The sequence below is a fragment of the Sorangium sp. So ce394 genome (assembly GCF_051474665.1).
Classification (GTDB): Bacteria; Myxococcota_A; Polyangia; order Polyangiales; family Polyangiaceae; genus Sorangium; species Sorangium cellulosum_D.
Genome location: NZ_CP150339.1, coordinates 6,735,747 through 6,752,740, shown reverse-complemented (window position 1 = coordinate 6,752,740; position 16,994 = coordinate 6,735,747). Strand labels below are relative to the sequence as shown.

The 16,994-nt window shown below is 73.0% G+C and carries 5 protein-coding genes; 4 read left to right on the top strand and 1 reads right to left on the bottom strand.

Going from position 1 to position 16,994, the window contains the following annotated elements; all coding sequences use genetic code 11:
- Positions 1-21 precede the first annotated feature (21 nt).
- The 3 genes from WMF33_RS24725 to WMF33_RS24715 all read left to right on the top strand — a co-directional run bounded on the left by WMF33_RS24725 (position 22) and on the right by WMF33_RS24715 (position 3,298).
- Positions 22-747, top strand: coding sequence for a hypothetical protein (locus WMF33_RS24725; RefSeq protein WP_437339424.1), 726 nt, complete (start codon positions 22-24; stop codon positions 745-747).
- A 297-nt stretch (positions 748-1,044) separates the two neighbouring features.
- On the top strand, positions 1,045-2,196 hold the full coding sequence (locus WMF33_RS24720; RefSeq protein ID WP_437339423.1) for an alpha/beta hydrolase family esterase: 1,152 nt from the start codon (positions 1,045-1,047) through the stop codon (positions 2,194-2,196).
- Between the two features lie 334 nt (positions 2,197-2,530).
- Positions 2,531-3,298, top strand: a complete 768-nt coding sequence (locus WMF33_RS24715) for a response regulator transcription factor (RefSeq protein WP_437339422.1) — start codon at positions 2,531-2,533, stop codon at positions 3,296-3,298.
- Positions 3,299-3,466: 168 nt separating this feature from the next.
- Here the strand turns inward: WMF33_RS24715 and WMF33_RS24710 are convergent, their stop codons facing one another.
- Positions 3,467-4,774, bottom strand: a complete 1,308-nt coding sequence (locus tag WMF33_RS24710; RefSeq protein ID WP_437339421.1) for a PAS domain S-box protein — start codon at positions 4,772-4,774, stop codon at positions 3,467-3,469.
- 971 nt (positions 4,775-5,745) lie between these two features.
- Here WMF33_RS24710 and WMF33_RS24705 point away from each other — a divergent pair.
- Entirely contained in the window at positions 5,746-16,887 is an 11,142-nt protein-coding gene (locus WMF33_RS24705; RefSeq protein WP_437339420.1) for an amino acid adenylation domain-containing protein, read from the top strand.
- Positions 16,888-16,994 lie beyond the last annotated feature (107 nt).

Below are 16,994 nucleotides of genomic sequence, written 5' to 3'. Positions count from 1 at the left end.
AGGAGGATCGGTGCGGTTGGAATGGTCGTTGTCGGCGCCGGGTGCGCGGACATCCTCGGAGCGGACTGGGGAGAGTACAAGCCCATGGGCGACCTGTTCGTCCGCATGCGCATAGCGCGGACCGGGGACTGCACCGTGGCCTGCGCTCCCGACGAACCGTTTTGGACCGAGGATGCGGTTGACGCCGCGTACGCGGGCAGCCACAGCGCAACGCTCCTGGTGGGCAACCAGATCATGCAGCGCGGCGACTCGGAAGCGCTCTCCACCGGGACGTCGCGCGTCCAGCTGTACGAGGCCGAGGTCCGCGTGGACGACCTCGAGGGCAACCCCGTGACGGATGGGTACGTGGTTCCGATCACGGGATTCGTCGATCCCGGGACGAGCGACGACGCCGGCTACAACTGCACCGAGGTCCTCCTGATCGACGGCGCCACGATGGACACGCTGCGCGGCAGGGCCGCGAGTCTCCGCCGCGACGTCCAGGTCTTGGCGACGGTGGTGTTGCGAGGCAGGACGCTTGGCGGCGAGGAGATCGAGACCGCCGAGTGGTCCTACCCCATCCGGGTCTGCTTCGCCTGCAGCCGGTGCGAAGACACGTACCCGCCGAGCTGCTGCGCCAATACCGCGAACGAGGAGTGCCAGGGGCTCGACGAGATCAAGAGCTTCTGCTCCGGCCAGCGGGCCCCGCAGGACTGCCGCAACCTCGATCAAACCTGCGCTGACTACATCAACAGCTTCGGGTTGTAGGACGCACGCGGAGCTCGGTCCCCATCCGTGCGACTGGGGGGATGATCGAGTCCGAGACTGACCCGGATCGTCCAGTCCACCGGCGTGGGAGCGACGTCTCGCAGCGAGGCATAGGCCAGTATGCCTATGCCTCGCTGGAGAGGTCTCGGCTATGAGCTCGTTGCAGGCACCTGCATCGGGTGACGCGACGACGGACGACGATCCCTATCGACCTGGGCCGGTGCCTCAAGCCTTCAAGGACGCGACCCGAACACCGGATACCGTCCCGATATCCACCGCAAACGAAGGTGCTGACCCATGATGAACCAGCGAATCAATTCACCAAAGCAGATCCTGCTGTCAGGAGCGCTCGGCATCGCCCTCTTGGGCTGCGGCAGCGGCAGCGACGGGACGACCACCGGCGGCGGCGACGGCGGCGGTACCAGCGGCTCGACCAGCTCGGGCGTCACCTCCGGTAGCGGCGGCAGCGCCGCGTCCGGGGACACGACGACCACGTCGTCAGCGGGCACGACGGGCGCCGCCGGCGGCACCGGCACCGGCGGGGGCGGCGCCGGGGACGCGGGCACCGGCGGCGCGGGCACCGGCGGCGCGGGCACCGGCGGCGCGGGCGCGGGGGGCAGCGGCAGCGGCACGGGCGGCGGCGGGAGCGTCACCTGCCCGTCGCCCGCGTTGAGCGCTGGCGACTCGAACAAGACGGTGATGGTGGGCTCCCGGAGCCGCAGCTACGTCTTGCATGTCCCTGCCACGTACGACGGCAGCAAGCCGGTGCCGCTCGTCGTCGATTTCCACCCGCTCGGCGGCTCAGGCCCGTCGGAGCGGTCGGGCTCGCCGTATCCGGCGCAGACCGACCCGGAGGGCGTGATCATGGCCTTCCCGAGCGGGCTGTCCGGCCCCTCGGGCGGCGCCTGGAACGTGGGGCCCTGCTGCGTGGCCGACACCGACGACGTGGCGTTCGCCAGGGCGCTGGTGGCGCAGGTCCAGGAGACCGCCTGCATCGACCCCAAGCGCATCTACGCGGTCGGCTTCTCCATGGGCGGCGGGATGTCCCACTACCTCGCTTGCCACGCCGCCGACGTGTTCGCGGCCGTGGCGCCCGCCGCCTTCGATCTCCTGCAGGAGAACGTCGGCGGCTGCGAGCCGTCGCGTCCCATCAGCGTGATCTCGTTCCGCGGCACGTCGGATCCCATCGTGCCCTACGCCGGTGGAGGCTCCTCGGTGGTGCGCGGCATGCCCGTCACGTTCCTCGGCGCGAAGTCGACGTTCGAGAAGTGGGCCGACATCAATGGATGCACCGGCTCGCCGTCGGCCGAGAACGGGCAGGGCTGCTCGACCTACTCCAATTGCCAGGACGGCGTCGAGGTGACGCTCTGCACGAAGCAGGGAGGCAGCCACGAGCCCGGCAACGCCACGGTCGGCTGGCCCGCGCTGAAGCGGCACGTCATGCCGTAATCCTCCCGCCGTTCCGTGTTCCTCGGGACATCGATTGACCCATGCAGCACCGGCAGGCAGATCGAGCAGAAGAGCTTCGAATGGGATGACGGCGCGACGCTTTTGGCGTGCAGCGCCGGTGAAATGATCTGCTTCTGATTCATCTGTCGCACCGTGAGAGCGCCGCCACAGAGCGAGCGAGCTCGCGTGTTGACCGCTGACGCCCCGATCGGCCATACTGGCGGGTGATCCTTTGCCTTCCTGCGTCCTGCGCGGCCTCGTCGCTCAGGGACAGGAGCCGATCGGCTGTTCCATGAAGGTCAGCGGAACCACAATCCTGACGCGGAAGACCTTGGTGAGCCGGAGGTTCGGCTCGGAAGCGTGGCGCGGCTTCTTTCGTGAAGTGGCGGTGGCCAACCCCTGGTTCAAACGGCCGATCACCGCGAGCAGCTTCGTCCCGCTGCCCGAGTTCCTCGCGTTCCACGACGAGCTCGTCCGGCGGTTCTACGCGGACGGCAAGGACGCGCTCTTCGAGCTCGGGGCCGAATCGGCGCGCTGGGCGCTCGTCGACGGCCCGCTGCAGCGCTTCGTCCAGGATCCCGACATCTCCTCGCTGGTCGCGACCACCCAGAACATCTGGCACCGGTACTTCGCCGAGACGGACAGCCGCTCCGAGGCGACGCTGAGGGACTCCGGCATCGAATTTCGCGTGCGCGACCTCCCCGCATGGCATCCGTATTTCGAGTACTTCGTGGTCGGGTACACGAAGGAGATGCTGGAGATCTATTGCGCCAACCCGATCTGGACGCATCGCCTCACGGGGGGACACGGCACGACATACGGCTACCTGCTCGCCACCGATCCCGTGCCGTCCGCTCCGCCGAGCAGCGAGCGCGGCGCCCGGTGCGGTCGGCTCCTCCGGCCGCGAAAGGCGCTCACGGGGCGCGAGCTGGAGGTCCTGCGGCTCGTCGGGGCCGGCAAGACCAACCGCGAGATCGCCTTGGTCCTTTGCATCTCGGAGAAGACCGTGCAGCACCACGTCGCCCACGCCTACGACAAGCTCGGCATCTACAGCCGCGCCGGCGCGACGCTGTGGTTGGCCGAGCGCGGCCTCCTGGGCTGACCGGCCTCGGCGGGCTCCGGTTCGTGCGCAGCGCCGGCACCCCCGGCGAAGACCTCTCGCCGGCGCTGGCCTGGAACGGCATGGGGCGCCGGCGCAGGCGGCGCGACGGGCCGGCCCGTCACGCCGCCGGAGGGCGCGCGGCGCGTGGAGCTTCCGCGCCCCGCTCCGTCAGGCCAGCGTCCCCCGCGCGCCCGGCCGGGAGAGCGCATAGGCGATCCCGCCCTGGAGCGTGCCCCGCGTGACGATGTTCCGCAGATCGACGCCGAGGCCGACCATGGTCTGCGCGACATCCGCGCGGATCCCGGTGAGCACCACCTCGGCGCCGAGCAGACGCGCCCCCTGCGCCACGCGGATGAGCGCGTCGGCCACCTTCGTGTCGACGACTTTTACACCCGTGATGTCGACGATCGCGACCGTCGCGCCCGAGGACGAGAGCCCCTGCAGCAGGGTGTCCATCGCCTGCTGCGCGCGCATCGTGTCGAGCACGCCGATGAGCGGCATCACCACCACGTGGTCGGTGATCGGGATGAGCGGCGTCGACAGCTCGGCGATCGCCGTGGCCTGCAGGCGGATGAGCTCCTGCTGCTGCTCCGAGCGCATCCGCTCCGCCTCCTTGCGCGCCGTGATGTCGGTGTTGATCTCCATGATCAGCGCCTCTGCCTCCCCCGGGTCGGCCTGCGCGACCCACCGGCTCTCGACCATGATGGTCCCGCCGTCGCGCCGGGTGTGCTCGAGCTCCCCATGCCAGTGGCCCTCCGTACGCAGCGCCCTTTCGATCGCGGGGAGCGCCGCGGGGAAGCGCGTGCCCAGGAGCTCATGGGATCGCGCCCCGATCGCCTCGGCGGCGGCGTAGCCGTACATCCGCTCTGCCCCTTGGTTCCAGTAGGCGATCGTGCCGTCGAGCGCCCGCAGGAGGATCGCGTCGTGCGCGAGATCGAGCAGCCGCGCTTGCCGCTCGAGCAGGGCAGTCTGCCGGTCGCGCTCCTCCTCGGCCGCCTTGCGCGCGGTGATGTCGTTGTTGATCTCGAACACCGTCTCGGGCGCGCCGCTCGGGCCCCGCCGGAGCACCCACCTGCTCGAGACGATGACGACCCCGCGAGGCGTCGTGTGCTTGAGGTCTCCCTCCCAGCGGCCCGCCTCCAGCAACGAGCGCTCGATCGCGGGGAGCGGCGAGGGGAAGGCGGTGCGCAGGAGCTCATGGGAGGCGCGCCCCACGGCGTCCTCGCGGCGGATGTCGTACATCCGCTCTGCTCCCCTGTTCCAGTACGTGATCACACCGTCGAGGCGCCGGACGAGGATGGCGTCGTGCGCGATGTCGAGCAGCTCCACCTGCTCCCGGAGCGCCCCGATCTCCCTCTCTCGCTCGATCTCACGCGCGGAAGCGGCGTGCAGCAGCCGCTCCAGCTCGACCGTGCGATGCTGGAACACGTCGAGCTCGGCCGCTGCTGTGCCGCTCGGTGCGCTGCTGTTCGACATGGTCGCTTACCCTCCCGTCTCGCCCCCAAGGATCCCCACCGCCAGCGCCGAGCTGGAGCGAGCCATGGACGCGAGAGGCTAGTCCGCGGCCGACTCGGCTGTCAAGATGCGGTGTCATCGTAATCCGCTGGAGGACCGGTGATCACCGCGGCGCGTCCAGGTTGGTCCCGTCGGGTTCCGGTGGCGTGCGACCAGACTCAGCGGCTCGGGCGCACGCGATCGAGCCATGCTCCGGCGCCGTGCACGCCGGTGGGCTCATGGCCCGCACCGGAGGCCGGGGGATCGCCGCGGCGCCCGCCGGTCATAACGACGCGATCGTGCCATTACGTATTTTTGCGCGAGCGGAACGGTATGCAGAAAACTGTTCCGCTCGACCCGGCCATGAACCTGGAAATTCGAGCTCGTCGATTTCATCCGAGCCCGGACTTCCCGGCCGCTCGGCGCGCCGCCGCCGCGGATGCTCCCCACCGTCCCGCGCGCGCGCCGTCCCGAATACGACCCGATGCCGCCGCGCGAGCACGGTTCGGACGTGATGCGCTGGAATCGACCCGGAAGGTGGGGAAGGGGACCAAGGCAGGGCGCGCCGGCAGCTGGCTTGGTGTATCCGCCCACAAGAGCATGAGTCGAGGCCGTGATCGCGAGCGCGGATACGCGCCGTCCGCTCGCCGGCGGCCGCGATGGTTCAAATACAAACTGGCATCGCGGTGTCCCTACTGCATACTGCGCAGCGTCCGCTTCGCGCCACGTCGCGACGCGGCCGACAGCGCGGCTCATGAGCTTGAGGTCCGCTTGGCGGCGGCTTCTTCTGGCCAGAAGCTGACCAGCGACCGTGATGCCTGACGAGCGTACGACAGATCAACAAGCACGGTGTGCGTGAAGGTGCGTATGCGTCGAGCGTCTCGACGCGGCGTAGGCAGGTTCACGCGCGCCGATGCTACCGACCCCTACCAGCAACAGGGAGGTCATCCGCGATGAACGAATTGGGTACTATGCCGCTCTCTCTGGAGCAAGAATGCGCCTTGCGGCTCGACCGGGGCCGCGGCGCCGCGCCGGGCCCGGTGGAACGGGGCGCGGCGTGGCTGGACGGCGCGCTGGACGTGCCCAGGCTGGTCCGCGCCATCGAGGGGCTCGCGGCGCGCCAGGCGATCCTGAGGACGTCCTTCGCAGAGCGCGATGGACAGCCGGTGCAGGTCGTCTCGCCGCGGGCGGAGATCGCCTTTCGCGAGGTGGATCTCGGCGCCGAGGGGCAGCCGGCCTCGGATGCGTCGGCGCTCGCGGTGGCTCGCCGGGAGACCTCGCTGCCGCTCGATCTGGAGCGCGGTCCCCTCTGGCGCGTGAGCCTCATCCGCGTCCATGCGCAGCGCCACCTCCTCGCGCTCTCCATGCACTCGATCCTCTCGGACGGTGAGCCGAGCGCAGCGCTGTTCTTCTCGGAGCTGTTCGACGGCTACCACGGAATCGAGCGGCCGGCGCCGCCGGTAGGGTATCAGGGCTACGCGCGGCGACAGCGGGAGCACAGGACCGCGGCGCTGCTCGACGCGCAGCTCGCGCACGTCCGCCGCGAGCTCGCGGGGGCGCCGGAAGCGCTGGAGATCCGGACGGATCGGCCGCGGCCCGCGGCGCGGACCTTCGCCGGAGGCTCGGTGGCGCGCGCGCTCGATCCGGAGCTCGCGCGCGCGCTGCGCGCCCTGGCGCGGGAGGAAGGCGCGCCGCTGTCCGCGGTCCTGCTCGCGGGAATGCACGCCGTCCTGCACCGGTATACAGGGCAGGACGACGTCCTCATCGGCGTGGCGCTATCCCGGCGAGACGAGGAGACCCAGGGCCTCATCGGTCCGTTCGGCAACCTCGTGGTCGTGCGGGGCAGGCTGGGCGCGGATCCGAGCTTTCGAGCGCTCCTGCGACAGGTGCGCCGATCCCTGGAGGAGGCGAAGGAGAACGGCGATCTCCCCTTCGCATCCCTGGTCGAGCGGCTGGCGCTGCCGCGCGATCCGAGCCGCCCCCCGCTCGTCCAGGCCACCTTCTCCAGCGCGCGCGGCGCGCTCGCGCCGAGGAGAGGCGCTCTCCTCACGCTGACGCCGGCGGCGCTCGAGGCGACCGAGGTGGCGTTCGAGCTCGCCGTCCGCGTCGAGGAGGCCGACGCGAGCGAGATCGCGCGCATCGATTATAACCGCGATCTCTTCGAGCGCGCGACGGTGGAGCGGCTGCTCGGGCACTGGGCGGCGCTGCTGGGCGGCGCCGCGAGCGACCCCGCGCAGCCCGTCTCGGCGCTGCCGATCCTGACCGAGGAGGAGCGGCGCACGCTGCTGTTCGGGTGGAACGGCGGCGGGGTGTTCGATCCGCCGCGCGATCGGCTGCACGAGCGGGTCGAGGCGCACGCCCGGCGCGCCCCGTCCGCCGTGGCGGTGGCCTTCGAGGGGCGCCGCCTCACCTATGCCGAGCTGGATCGGCGGAGCAACCAGATCGCCCACCTGCTCCGGGCGAGCGGCGCGGGGCCCGACGTCCCGATCGGCGTTTGCCTGGAACGCTCGCTCGAGATGATCGTCGCGCTGCTCGGCGTCCTCAAGTCCGGCGCCGCCTATGTACCGCTCGACCCGTCGTATCCCGAGGAGCGGCTCGCCTTCTTGCTGGAGGATACCCGCGTCCCCGTGATCCTCACCGAGGAGCGCTTCGCCTCCCGGCTGAGGAGCGGGAGCGCCAGCGTCGTGTGCCTCGACGCGGATCGGGCCGTGATCGAGCGTCAGCCCGAGGGCGAGGTGGCGCCCGCGCCGGGCGAGGGCCCGGAGAACCTCGCGTACATCATCTATACCTCGGGCTCGACCGGGAAGCCCAAGGGGGTGATGGTCACCCACGCCAACGTCGTTCGCCTCTTCGACCATACCGCCGGCGAGGTCGGTTATGGCGAGCGCGACGTCTGGACCCTATTCCATTCCTATGCGTTCGATTTCTCCGTCCTGGAGATCTGGGGCGCGCTCTGCCACGGCGGGCGGCTGGTCGTGGTGCCGTTCCTCACGAGCCGCACGCCGGACGCGTTCCACAGGCTCCTCGGCGACGAGGGGGTGACCGTCGTCTGCCAGACGCCCTCGGCGCTCCGCCAGCTCATCCACGCCGACGCCGCGGCCGATCCGTCGCTCCGCGACCGCCTCCGGCTGCGCCTCGTGATCTGCGGCGGCGAGGCGCTCGACGTGGCCGCGCTCAAGCCGTGGTGGGACCGCCGCGGGGACGAGCGGCCCGCGATCCTCAACATCTATGGGCCCACCGAGACGACCGTGTTCGCCACCCGCCGCCCGATGGGCATCCCGGACCTAGAGCGGCCGTGGTCGAGCTCGATCGGCCGCGCGTGCCGCGACGTCCAGGTGCTGCTGCTCGATCGCCGCCGCGCGCCGGTCCCCGTCGGCGTCGCCGGCGAGATCTACATCGGCGGCCCCGGCGTGGCCCGCGGCTACCTGAACCGCCCCGAGCTCACGCGGGAGCGGTTCGTCGAGGACCCCTTCCGGCCCGGGCCGGGCGCGCGGCTGTACCGGACAGGCGATCTCGCGCGGTACCTCCCGTCGGGCGAGATCGAGTTCCTCGGCCGGATCGACGATCAGGTGAAGATCCACGGCCACCGCATCGAGCTCGGCGAGATCGCGGCGGCGCTGGGCCAGCACCCCGGCGTGCGCGAGGTCGCGGTCGTGGCGCGCGAGGACGCGCCGGGCGACCGGCGACTCGTGGCGTATGTCGTCCCGCGCCCGGTCGAGGGCGCCTCCGCCGAGGGCGAGCAGGCGCTCGTCCCCGCGCTGCGCGCCCTCGCGCAGCGCCATTTGCCGAGCTACATGGTCCCGTCCGCCTTCGTGTCGCTCGACGCGCTCCCCACCTCGCCGAACGGCAAGGTCGACCGCAGGGCGCTCCCTGCGCCCGGCGGCGCCCGGACGGGGCTCGGGACCGCCTTCGTGGCGCCGCGCTCCGAGCTGGAGGAGGCGCTCGCCGGCCTCTGGAAGGAGCTCCTGCGCGTCGAGCGCGTGGGCGTCGACGACAGCTTCTTCGAGCTGGGCGGCAGCTCGCTGCACGCCGTGCAGCTGTTCTCGCGCCTCCGCGGCGCCTTCGGGCTCGACATCGGCTTTCAGGAGCTCTTCGCGCACCCGACCGTCGCCGGTCTCGCCGCGCTGGCGAAGGGGGGCGGCCGCGCGGCCCCCCGGGCGGAGCGTGCCATTCCAAGGGGCGCCCGGACGGGGCCAGTCCCCCTCTCGTTCGCCCAGGAGCGCATGTGGTTCCTCCACCGGCTCGCGCCGGAGAGCAGGGCCTACAACTGCCTTTGTCCCTTCCGCCTCACCGGGGAGCTCCACGCCCCGGCGCTCGACCGGAGCCTCCGTGAGCTCCTCCGCCGCCACGAGATCCTGCGCACGGTCTATACCGAGATCGACGGCCTGCCCGTCCAGATCGTCGCCGAGGACGCCGCGTTCCGGCTCGAGGTCGCGGACCTCCAGCACCTCTCCGAGGGGGAGCGCGAGGCCCAGGCGGCGCGGCTCCTCGACGCGGAGGCCCAGCGGATCTTCGATCTGAAGCGCGGGCCCGTCTTCCGGGCGGGGCTGCTGCGGCTCGGGCCGCGGGATCACGTCCTCTGGCTGCACATCCACCACATCGCGGTCGATGGCTGGTCGCTCGAGGTGGCCTACCGCGAGCTCGCGGCGCTCTACGACGCCTTCTGCCGGGACGCTCCCGCTCCGCTGCCGGAGGCGCCGCTCCAGTACGCCGATTTCGCCGCGTGGCAGCGAGAGCAGCTGACGGAAGAGAGCCTGTCGGAGCTGGTCGCCGGCTGGAAGCAGCGGCTCGTCGGCGCGCCGCCCCTGCTCGAGCTGCCGAGCGATCGCGTCCGGCCGCCGGTCCAGACGTTCCGCGGCGCGACGATCCCGTTCCAGCTCGACCCGGAGGTCGCGAGGGCCATCCGCGACCTCGGCGCGCGAGAGGGCGTGACCGTCAATATGGTCCTTTTGGCCGCGTTCGCCGTCCTGCTCCACCGCGTCACGCAGCGCGACGACCTCCTCGTCGGGCTGCCGAGCGCGGGCCGCGATCTCGCCGAGCTCGAGGCGGCGATCGGCTTCTTCGTCAACGTGGTGCCCATCCGGATCGACGTCTCCGGCGCGCCGTCGTTCGAGCAGCTGCTCCGCCGGGTGAGGGCGGTGTGCCTGGACGCGTATGCGCACGACAGGCTCCCGTTCGAGCGGCTCGTCCAGGAGCTCCAGCCGGAGCGCGACCCGAGCTACAGCCCGCTCGTGCAGATCGTGTTCGCGCCCCAGCCGCCCGCGGAGCGCGAGCTGCACCTCGCCGGGGTCGAGGCGCGCGCCGTCGACACGGACACGAAGAAGACGATCTTCGATGTCTCGCTCTATGCCTGGGAGAGCGCCGGCGGCGTCGCCGGGATGCTGGAGTACAGCACCGATCTGTTCGAGCGGTCGACCATGGAGCGGACGCTCACGCACCTCTTCACGCTGCTCGCCGCCGCGACCTCGGATCCCGCGCGGTCCGTCGCGACGATGCCGCTGCTCCCGGAGCGCGAGCGGCGCCGGCTGCTCGTCGCGTGGAACGACACCGGCGCCGATTTCCCGCGTGATCGAAGCGTCCTGGCGCTGTTCGAGGAGCAGGTCGCCCGCGCGCCGCACGCCCCCGCGGTGGTGTCCGAGGTCGGTTCGCTCACGTACGGAGAGCTCGATCGCCGGGCGAACCAGCTCGCGCGCCGCCTGCTCGAGCTGGGCGTCGCGCCCGACACCCTGGTCGCGATCTGCGCCGAGCGCTCGCCGGAGCTGGTGGTCGGGGTCCTCGGGGCCCTCAAGGCGGGCGCGGCGTACCTCCCCGTGGACGCCGCGACCGCGGGCGAGCGGCTCTCGTTCATCCTCGCGGACTCCGGGGCGCCGGTGCTCCTCACGCAGGCGCACCTCGCCGATCGCCTCCCGCCGTTCGCGGGCGCGGTGATCCGCCTCGACGCCGACGCGCCGGCGCTGGCGGCGCGGGACGGCTCGCGCCCGCCGGCGTGCGCGGGCCCCCGGGACCTGGCGTATGCCATCTACACCTCGGGCTCGACCGGCCGCCCGAAGGGCGTGCTCGTGGAGCACCGGAGCCTCATGAACCTGGTGGCGTGGCACGTGCGGCGCTTCGCCGTCTCCCGCGAGGATCGCGCGACCCTCGTCGCGAGCCCGGGCTTCGACGCGTCGGTCTGGGAGCTCTGGCCTTACCTGTGCTCGGGAGCGTGCCTGTTCATCCCCGGGGAGCCGCTCCGCCGCTCCCCGGACGAGCTCAAGGCGTGGCTCCTCGCGCGCGGGATCACCGTCTCCTTCTTGCCGACGCCGATGGCGGAGGAGCTCCTGCGCCTCGACTGGCCTGCTTCCGCCGCGCTCCGGTACCTGCTCACGGGAGGAGACAAGCTCCGCGTCTGGCCCGACGCGCGGCTCCCCTTCGAGGTCGTGAACAACTACGGTCCGACCGAGGGGACCGTCGTCGCCACCTCGTGCGTCGTGCCGAGGGCGCGGCCGGACGGCGGGACCGCGGCGGCCGACCCCTCGATCGGCCGCCCGATCGACAACATGCGGGTCTACCTCCTCGATCCGCGCGGGGAGCTCGTCCCGGTGGGCGTCCCCGGCGAGCTGTACCTCGGGGGCGCCGGCATCGCCCGCGGGTACCTGAACCGGCCCGAGCTCGACGCGGCGCGGTTCCTCCCCGATCGGTTCTCGGACGAGCCGGGCGCGCGCATGTACCGCACCGGCGACCGCGCCAGGTGGCTCCCCGACGGGAACATCGAGTTCCTGGGGCGGGTCGACAACCAGGTGAAGATCCGAGGCTATCGCATCGAGCTCGGGGAGATCGAGGCCGTGCTGCGCGAGCACCCCGCCGTGGAAGAGGCCGTCGTGGTGGCGCGCGAAGAGCCGACGGGCAACAAGCGGCTCGTCGCGTACGTCATCCCGCGCTTCGACGACGGCGGCGCCGCGGAGCAGGCCCCGGCGCTCCAGGCGGAGCACGTCTCGGCGTGGCAGGCGCTGTACGACGGCACCTACGGGCAGGGCGGCGCCGGCGTGGATCCGGCCTTCAACATCACGGGCTGGAACAGCAGCTATACCGGAGAGCCCATCGACGCCGGCGCGATGCGCGCGTGGCGGGACCACACGGTCGAGCGGATCCTCTCGTTCCAGCCGCGGCGGGCGTGGGAGATCGGCTGTGGGACGGGGCTCCTGCTGTTGCAACTGGCCCCGCAGTGCGCCGCCTACCTCGGCACGGATTTCTCGGAGAAGGCGATCGCGCTCCTCCGCCCCGAGCTCGCGCGCGGCACGCTCTCGCACGTGTCGCTGCAGCGCCGGGAGGCGAACGACCTCCGCGGCATCGAGCCGGGCAGCTTCGACGTGGTGATCTTGAACTCGATCGTCCAGTACTTCCCCAGCGCCGAGTACCTGCGTTCGGTGATCGAGGGCGCCGTGCGCGCGACGGCGCCCGGCGGCGTCGTGTTCCTCGGCGACATCCGGAGCCTGCCGCTGCTGGAGGCGTTTCACACCTCGGTGCAGCTCCACCGCGCGCCCACGGGCGCCACCGCGGCCGAGCTGCGGGCCCGGGTGGAGCGGGCGGTCGCCGGCGAGGAAGAGCTCGTCCTCGCGCCCGAGCTCTTTCACGCGCTGCGCGACGAGATCCCGGGCGTGGAGCACGTCGAGACCTGGCTCAAGCGAGGCCCCGGCGCCGACGAGATGACGCGCTTCCGCTACGACGTTGTCCTGCACGTCGGCGCGGCGCCCGAGCCGGCCGCGGTCGGCCGATCGCTGGACTGGGCTGCCGCGGAGGGCCTCGCCGGCGTCGAGCGGGCGCTGCGCGAGGCGGGCTCCCTCGGGCTCGAGGTCCTGGGGATCCCGAACGCGCGCGTGCACGCCGACGTGATCGCGGCGCGCCGGCTGCGGGAGGCGGGCGGCGACGAGCCGGCCGGCGCCGCCGGGGTCGCGGCGGCCGCGGTCGATCCGGAGGCGCTGTGGGCGCTCGCCGCGCGCCTCGGCCGTTCGGTCCGGATCACCGGGTCGAGCACCGCGGGCCCGGGGTGCATGGACGCGCTCTTCGAGCCCGCCGAGGGCGCGCCGCGGCCGCGGGCCTGGATGCAGTCGCGGCCCGGGGCGGCCTTGCCGGCGCGGTCGCTCGCGAACAGCCCGCTCCGGCGGCCGAAGACGCGCGCGATGCCCCGAGGCCTGCGCGAGCTCGCCGCGGCGAAGCTCCCCGACTACATGGTTCCGGCCGCGTTCGTGAAGCTCGACGCGCTGCCGCTCACCGCCAACGGGAAGGTCGACATGGCGGCCCTCCCGGCCGACGACCGGGCGAAGCCCGCGCCGCGGGCGGAGGCGCCGGCGCCCGCCTCGAACATCGAGGTGGTCCTCGGCGAGATCTGGCGCGAGGTGCTCGGCCTCGACGAGGTCGGCCTCGACGATGCGTTCTTCGATCTCGGCGGCCACTCGCTGCTCCTCGCCCGGGTCCGCGCCGGCATCCGGGCGCGGCTCGGCGAGGACGTGCCGATCATGGACCTGTTCCAGTTCCCGACGATCCGCAGCCTCGCCGTCCACCTGAAGCGGGGCCCTCGGACGGCGGCCCCGGGCGACGGCGCCGTCGGGAGGCGCGCGCCCGGCGCCGCGGCGCCCGCGGTCGAGGCCCCGGCGCGGGGGGCGCTGCCCGAGAACGCCATCGCCATCATCGGAATGGCGGGGCGCTTCCCGAAGGCGCGCAGCGTCGGCGCGCTGTGGTCGATGCTCAAGGACGGGATCGAGGGGATCTCCTTCTATTCGTCCGAGGAGCTGCGGGCGCTCGGCGTCGACTCGGAGCTGGTTCGAACACCCGGGTTCATCCCGGCGGCCGGCCTGCTCGATGATGTGATGTGCTTCGACGCGGCGTTCTTCGGGTACAGCCCGAGGGAGGCCGCGCTCATGGACCCGCAGCAGCGGGTGTTCCTCGAGTGCGCCTGGGAAGCGATGGAGAGCGCCGGGTACAACCCGCTCGCGACCCCGAAGCCGATCGGCGTGTTCGCCGGGAGCGACGCCCCGAGCTACTGGATCGAGCGCGTCGGGCCGCCGCCGGCCGCGCCGAACTCGGAGCACGCCCGGATCTACACCGGGAACGTGACCGACTCGCTGACCACGCGCGTGGCCTACAAGCTGGGGCTCCGGGGGCCCGCGGTCAGCGTCATGACGGCGTGCTCGACGTCGCTCGTCGCGGTGCACCTCGGCTGCCAGAGCCTCCTCACCGGGGAGAGCGACATGGTGCTCGCGGGAGGCGTCGGCGTCCTCTCGCCGAAGCGGATCGGCTATCTCCACGAGGAGGGCGCGGTCACCTCGCCCGACGGCCATTGCCGGCCCTTCGACGCCGAGGCGAGCGGCATCGTGGCCAGCAACGGCGTCGCCCTCGTCGTCCTCAAGCGGCTGAAGGACGCCCTCGACGACGGCGACACGATCCACGCCGTGATCCGCGGCTCCGCCGTCACCAACGACGGCGCGCTCAAGGTGGGGTACACGGCGCCCAGCCTGGAGGGGCAGCTCGAGACGCTCGCCCGGGCCCACGCCGCTGCCGGGGTGAGCCCGGAGAGCATCGCGTACGTGGAGGCGCACGGCGCGGGCACGCGGCTCGGCGACTCGATCGAGGTGGCCGCGCTGTCGCGCGCGTTCCGGAAGGCGACCGACCGGGTCGGGTTCTGCGCGCTCGGCTCGGTGAAGAGCAACCTCGGCCACCTCCGCGCGGCCGCCGGGGTCACCGGCCTCATCAAGGCGGCGCTGGCGCTGGAGCACGAGCTCATCCCCCCGACGCTCCATTTCCGCCGCCCCAGCCCCGAGATCGACCTCGCGCGCAGCCCGTTCTTCGTCAACGCCGCGCCGCTCGCCTGGAAGCGCGGCGGAGCCCCGCGCCGCGCCGGGGTGAGCGCCTTCGGCATCGGCGGCACGAACGTGCACGCCGTGCTCGAGGAGGCCCCGGCGCCGGCGCCGTCCGGCCCGTCGCGGCGCCGTCAGCTGCTCGTCGTCTCGGCGAAGACGCCCGCCGCCCTCGAGAGGAGCACCGATCGCCTGGCCGAGCACCTGCGGCGCGCGCCGGAGGGCTCGCTCGCCGACGTCGCCTTCACCCTGCAGCGGGGCCGGGCGCCGTTCGCGCACCGCCGCGCGGTGGTGTGCGCGGATCCGGCCTCGGCGGCGGCCTCCCTCGGCCGGCGCGACCCGGACCGGGTCGTCACGGAGGTCGCCGGCAGGCGCCCGCCGGAGGTCGTCTTCCTGTTCCCCGGCGCGGGCGCGGAGCGCGTCGGCATGGGGCGCGAGCTCTACCTGCACGAGCGCGCCTACCGCGAGGGCATCGACCGGTGCGCCGACCTCTTCCGTCGCGAGCTGTCGGTCGACCTCCGCGGCTGGCTCTTCCCCGAGGCGCCGGGGCGCGCCCCCGGCGACGGCGAGCTCGGCGCGCCGCGCCTCCGCGCGGCCGCGCTCTTCTCGACCGAGGTCGCCCTGGCGCAGCTCCTGATGTCGTGGGGGATCCGCCCCGCGGCGCTGTTCGGCCACGGCGTGGGCGAGGTCGTCGCCGCGTACGTCGCCGGCGTGCTCTCGCTCGAAGATGCGGTCGCGCTGGCCGCGCTGCTCGGGCGCGCCGAAGAGGAGGCCGCGGGGCCGCTCCTCGCGCGCATCGCCCGGCGGGCCGCGTCGATGGCGAGGCGGGCGCCGAGCATCCCCCTCGTCGGGAGCCTCGCCGGCGACTGGGTGACCGAGGCCGACGTCGACGATCCGTCGACCTGGGCCCGCATCCTCGCGGGCTCGGCGCGCGCGGACAATCGCATCGCCGCGCTGCTCGCCTCGGCCGATCGCGCCCTCGTCGAGGTCGGGCCCGGCGTCTCGCTGGCCGCCCTGGCGGCGCGCCACCCGGGCGCCGGGCGACCGGTCGCGACCACCCTTGCGGGCCCGGGCGACGGCGACGGCGATCTCGAGGTGTTGCTCGGCGCGGTGGGCCGGCTCTGGTGCGGCGGCGTCGACGTCGACTGGGCCGCGTTCTCCCGGGACGAGCGCCGGCGGCGCGTGCCGCTTCCCACGTACCCGTTCGAGCGCGTCCCCCACGCGCTCGACACCACCTGCACCGTGGGCCCGGCCACGGTGCGGTCCGTGTCGCCGAAGATCTGGAGTCCGCCGGAGTCGTCCGGCCCTCGCTCGGGCTCGCCGGCGAGCGCGCGGCTGGCGGAGGCGCTGCCTCCGGACTCGCCCGCGCCCGTGAGCGCGGCGCTGACGCAGCGGAGCGGGAGCGCCGCGCTCCTCCCCGACGGGCGCGGGCCCGGGCAGCTCCTCATCACGCTGCAGGCGGGGGCGCCGGACGCGGCGCCGCTGTTCCTGCTCCCGCCGCTCGGCGGCACGGTGCACGCCTATCGCCCCCTGGTGCAGCGCCTGAGCGGCGAGCTGCCCGTCCACGGGATTCAGCCCACCGGCGCCGCGCCGGGCGAGCCGGGCTCCGCGTCGATCCCTGCGATCGCGGCCCGGTGCGTGGACGAGATCCTGCGCGTCCGGCCCGAGGGGCCGGTTCTCCTGGGGGGGCATTCGGCCGGCGGCGTCGTCGCGTACGAGGTGGCGCAGCAGCTGCTCGCGCGAGGGCGCAAGGTGCCTTTGCTGCTGCTCCTGGACACGGGCTTCGACCCGCGCGCGCGCGAGCGCTCACCGGCGAGCGGCCTCGCCCACGAGATGGCGAAGCTCGAGGCGGTCGCGTCGCGGCGATACCGCGGCTTCGTGGCGGCCATGGAGGACGACGCGCGGCTCCGCGCCGAGGTCGCGAGCACGTGGCAGGCGCTCGCGAGCTACGAGCCGCAGCCGACGGACGCCAGCGTCTTGTTCCTGCGCGCGCGGGAGCAGGTCAGCCCGGAGGACGCGGTGGCCGCCAACGCCTGGATGGAGCTGTCGCGGGCGGCGTTCGCCCTCCAGGTGGTGCCCGGCAACCATTTCACGATGATGGAGCCGCCCCACGTCGCGCACGTCGCCCGCGCGATCCAGCAGCACCTCGCGGCGGCGGTGAGGCCAGCGCTCGCCGACGCGCTGGAGGGGCGGGCGCTCCGGAGGTCGAGGGCCAGGTCGCTCGGCGCGGAGAGCGGGCCTGAGAGCGGGCCGCCGTCGCATTGAGGCGCGTTGTCGAGACGCGGGGAGTCCGCGTCCGGCGATCTCGCCGGTCAGCCGGACGAGAGCGAGATCGAGACGGGACGAGCCTCTCCTCGTCCGGAGCCGCCTCG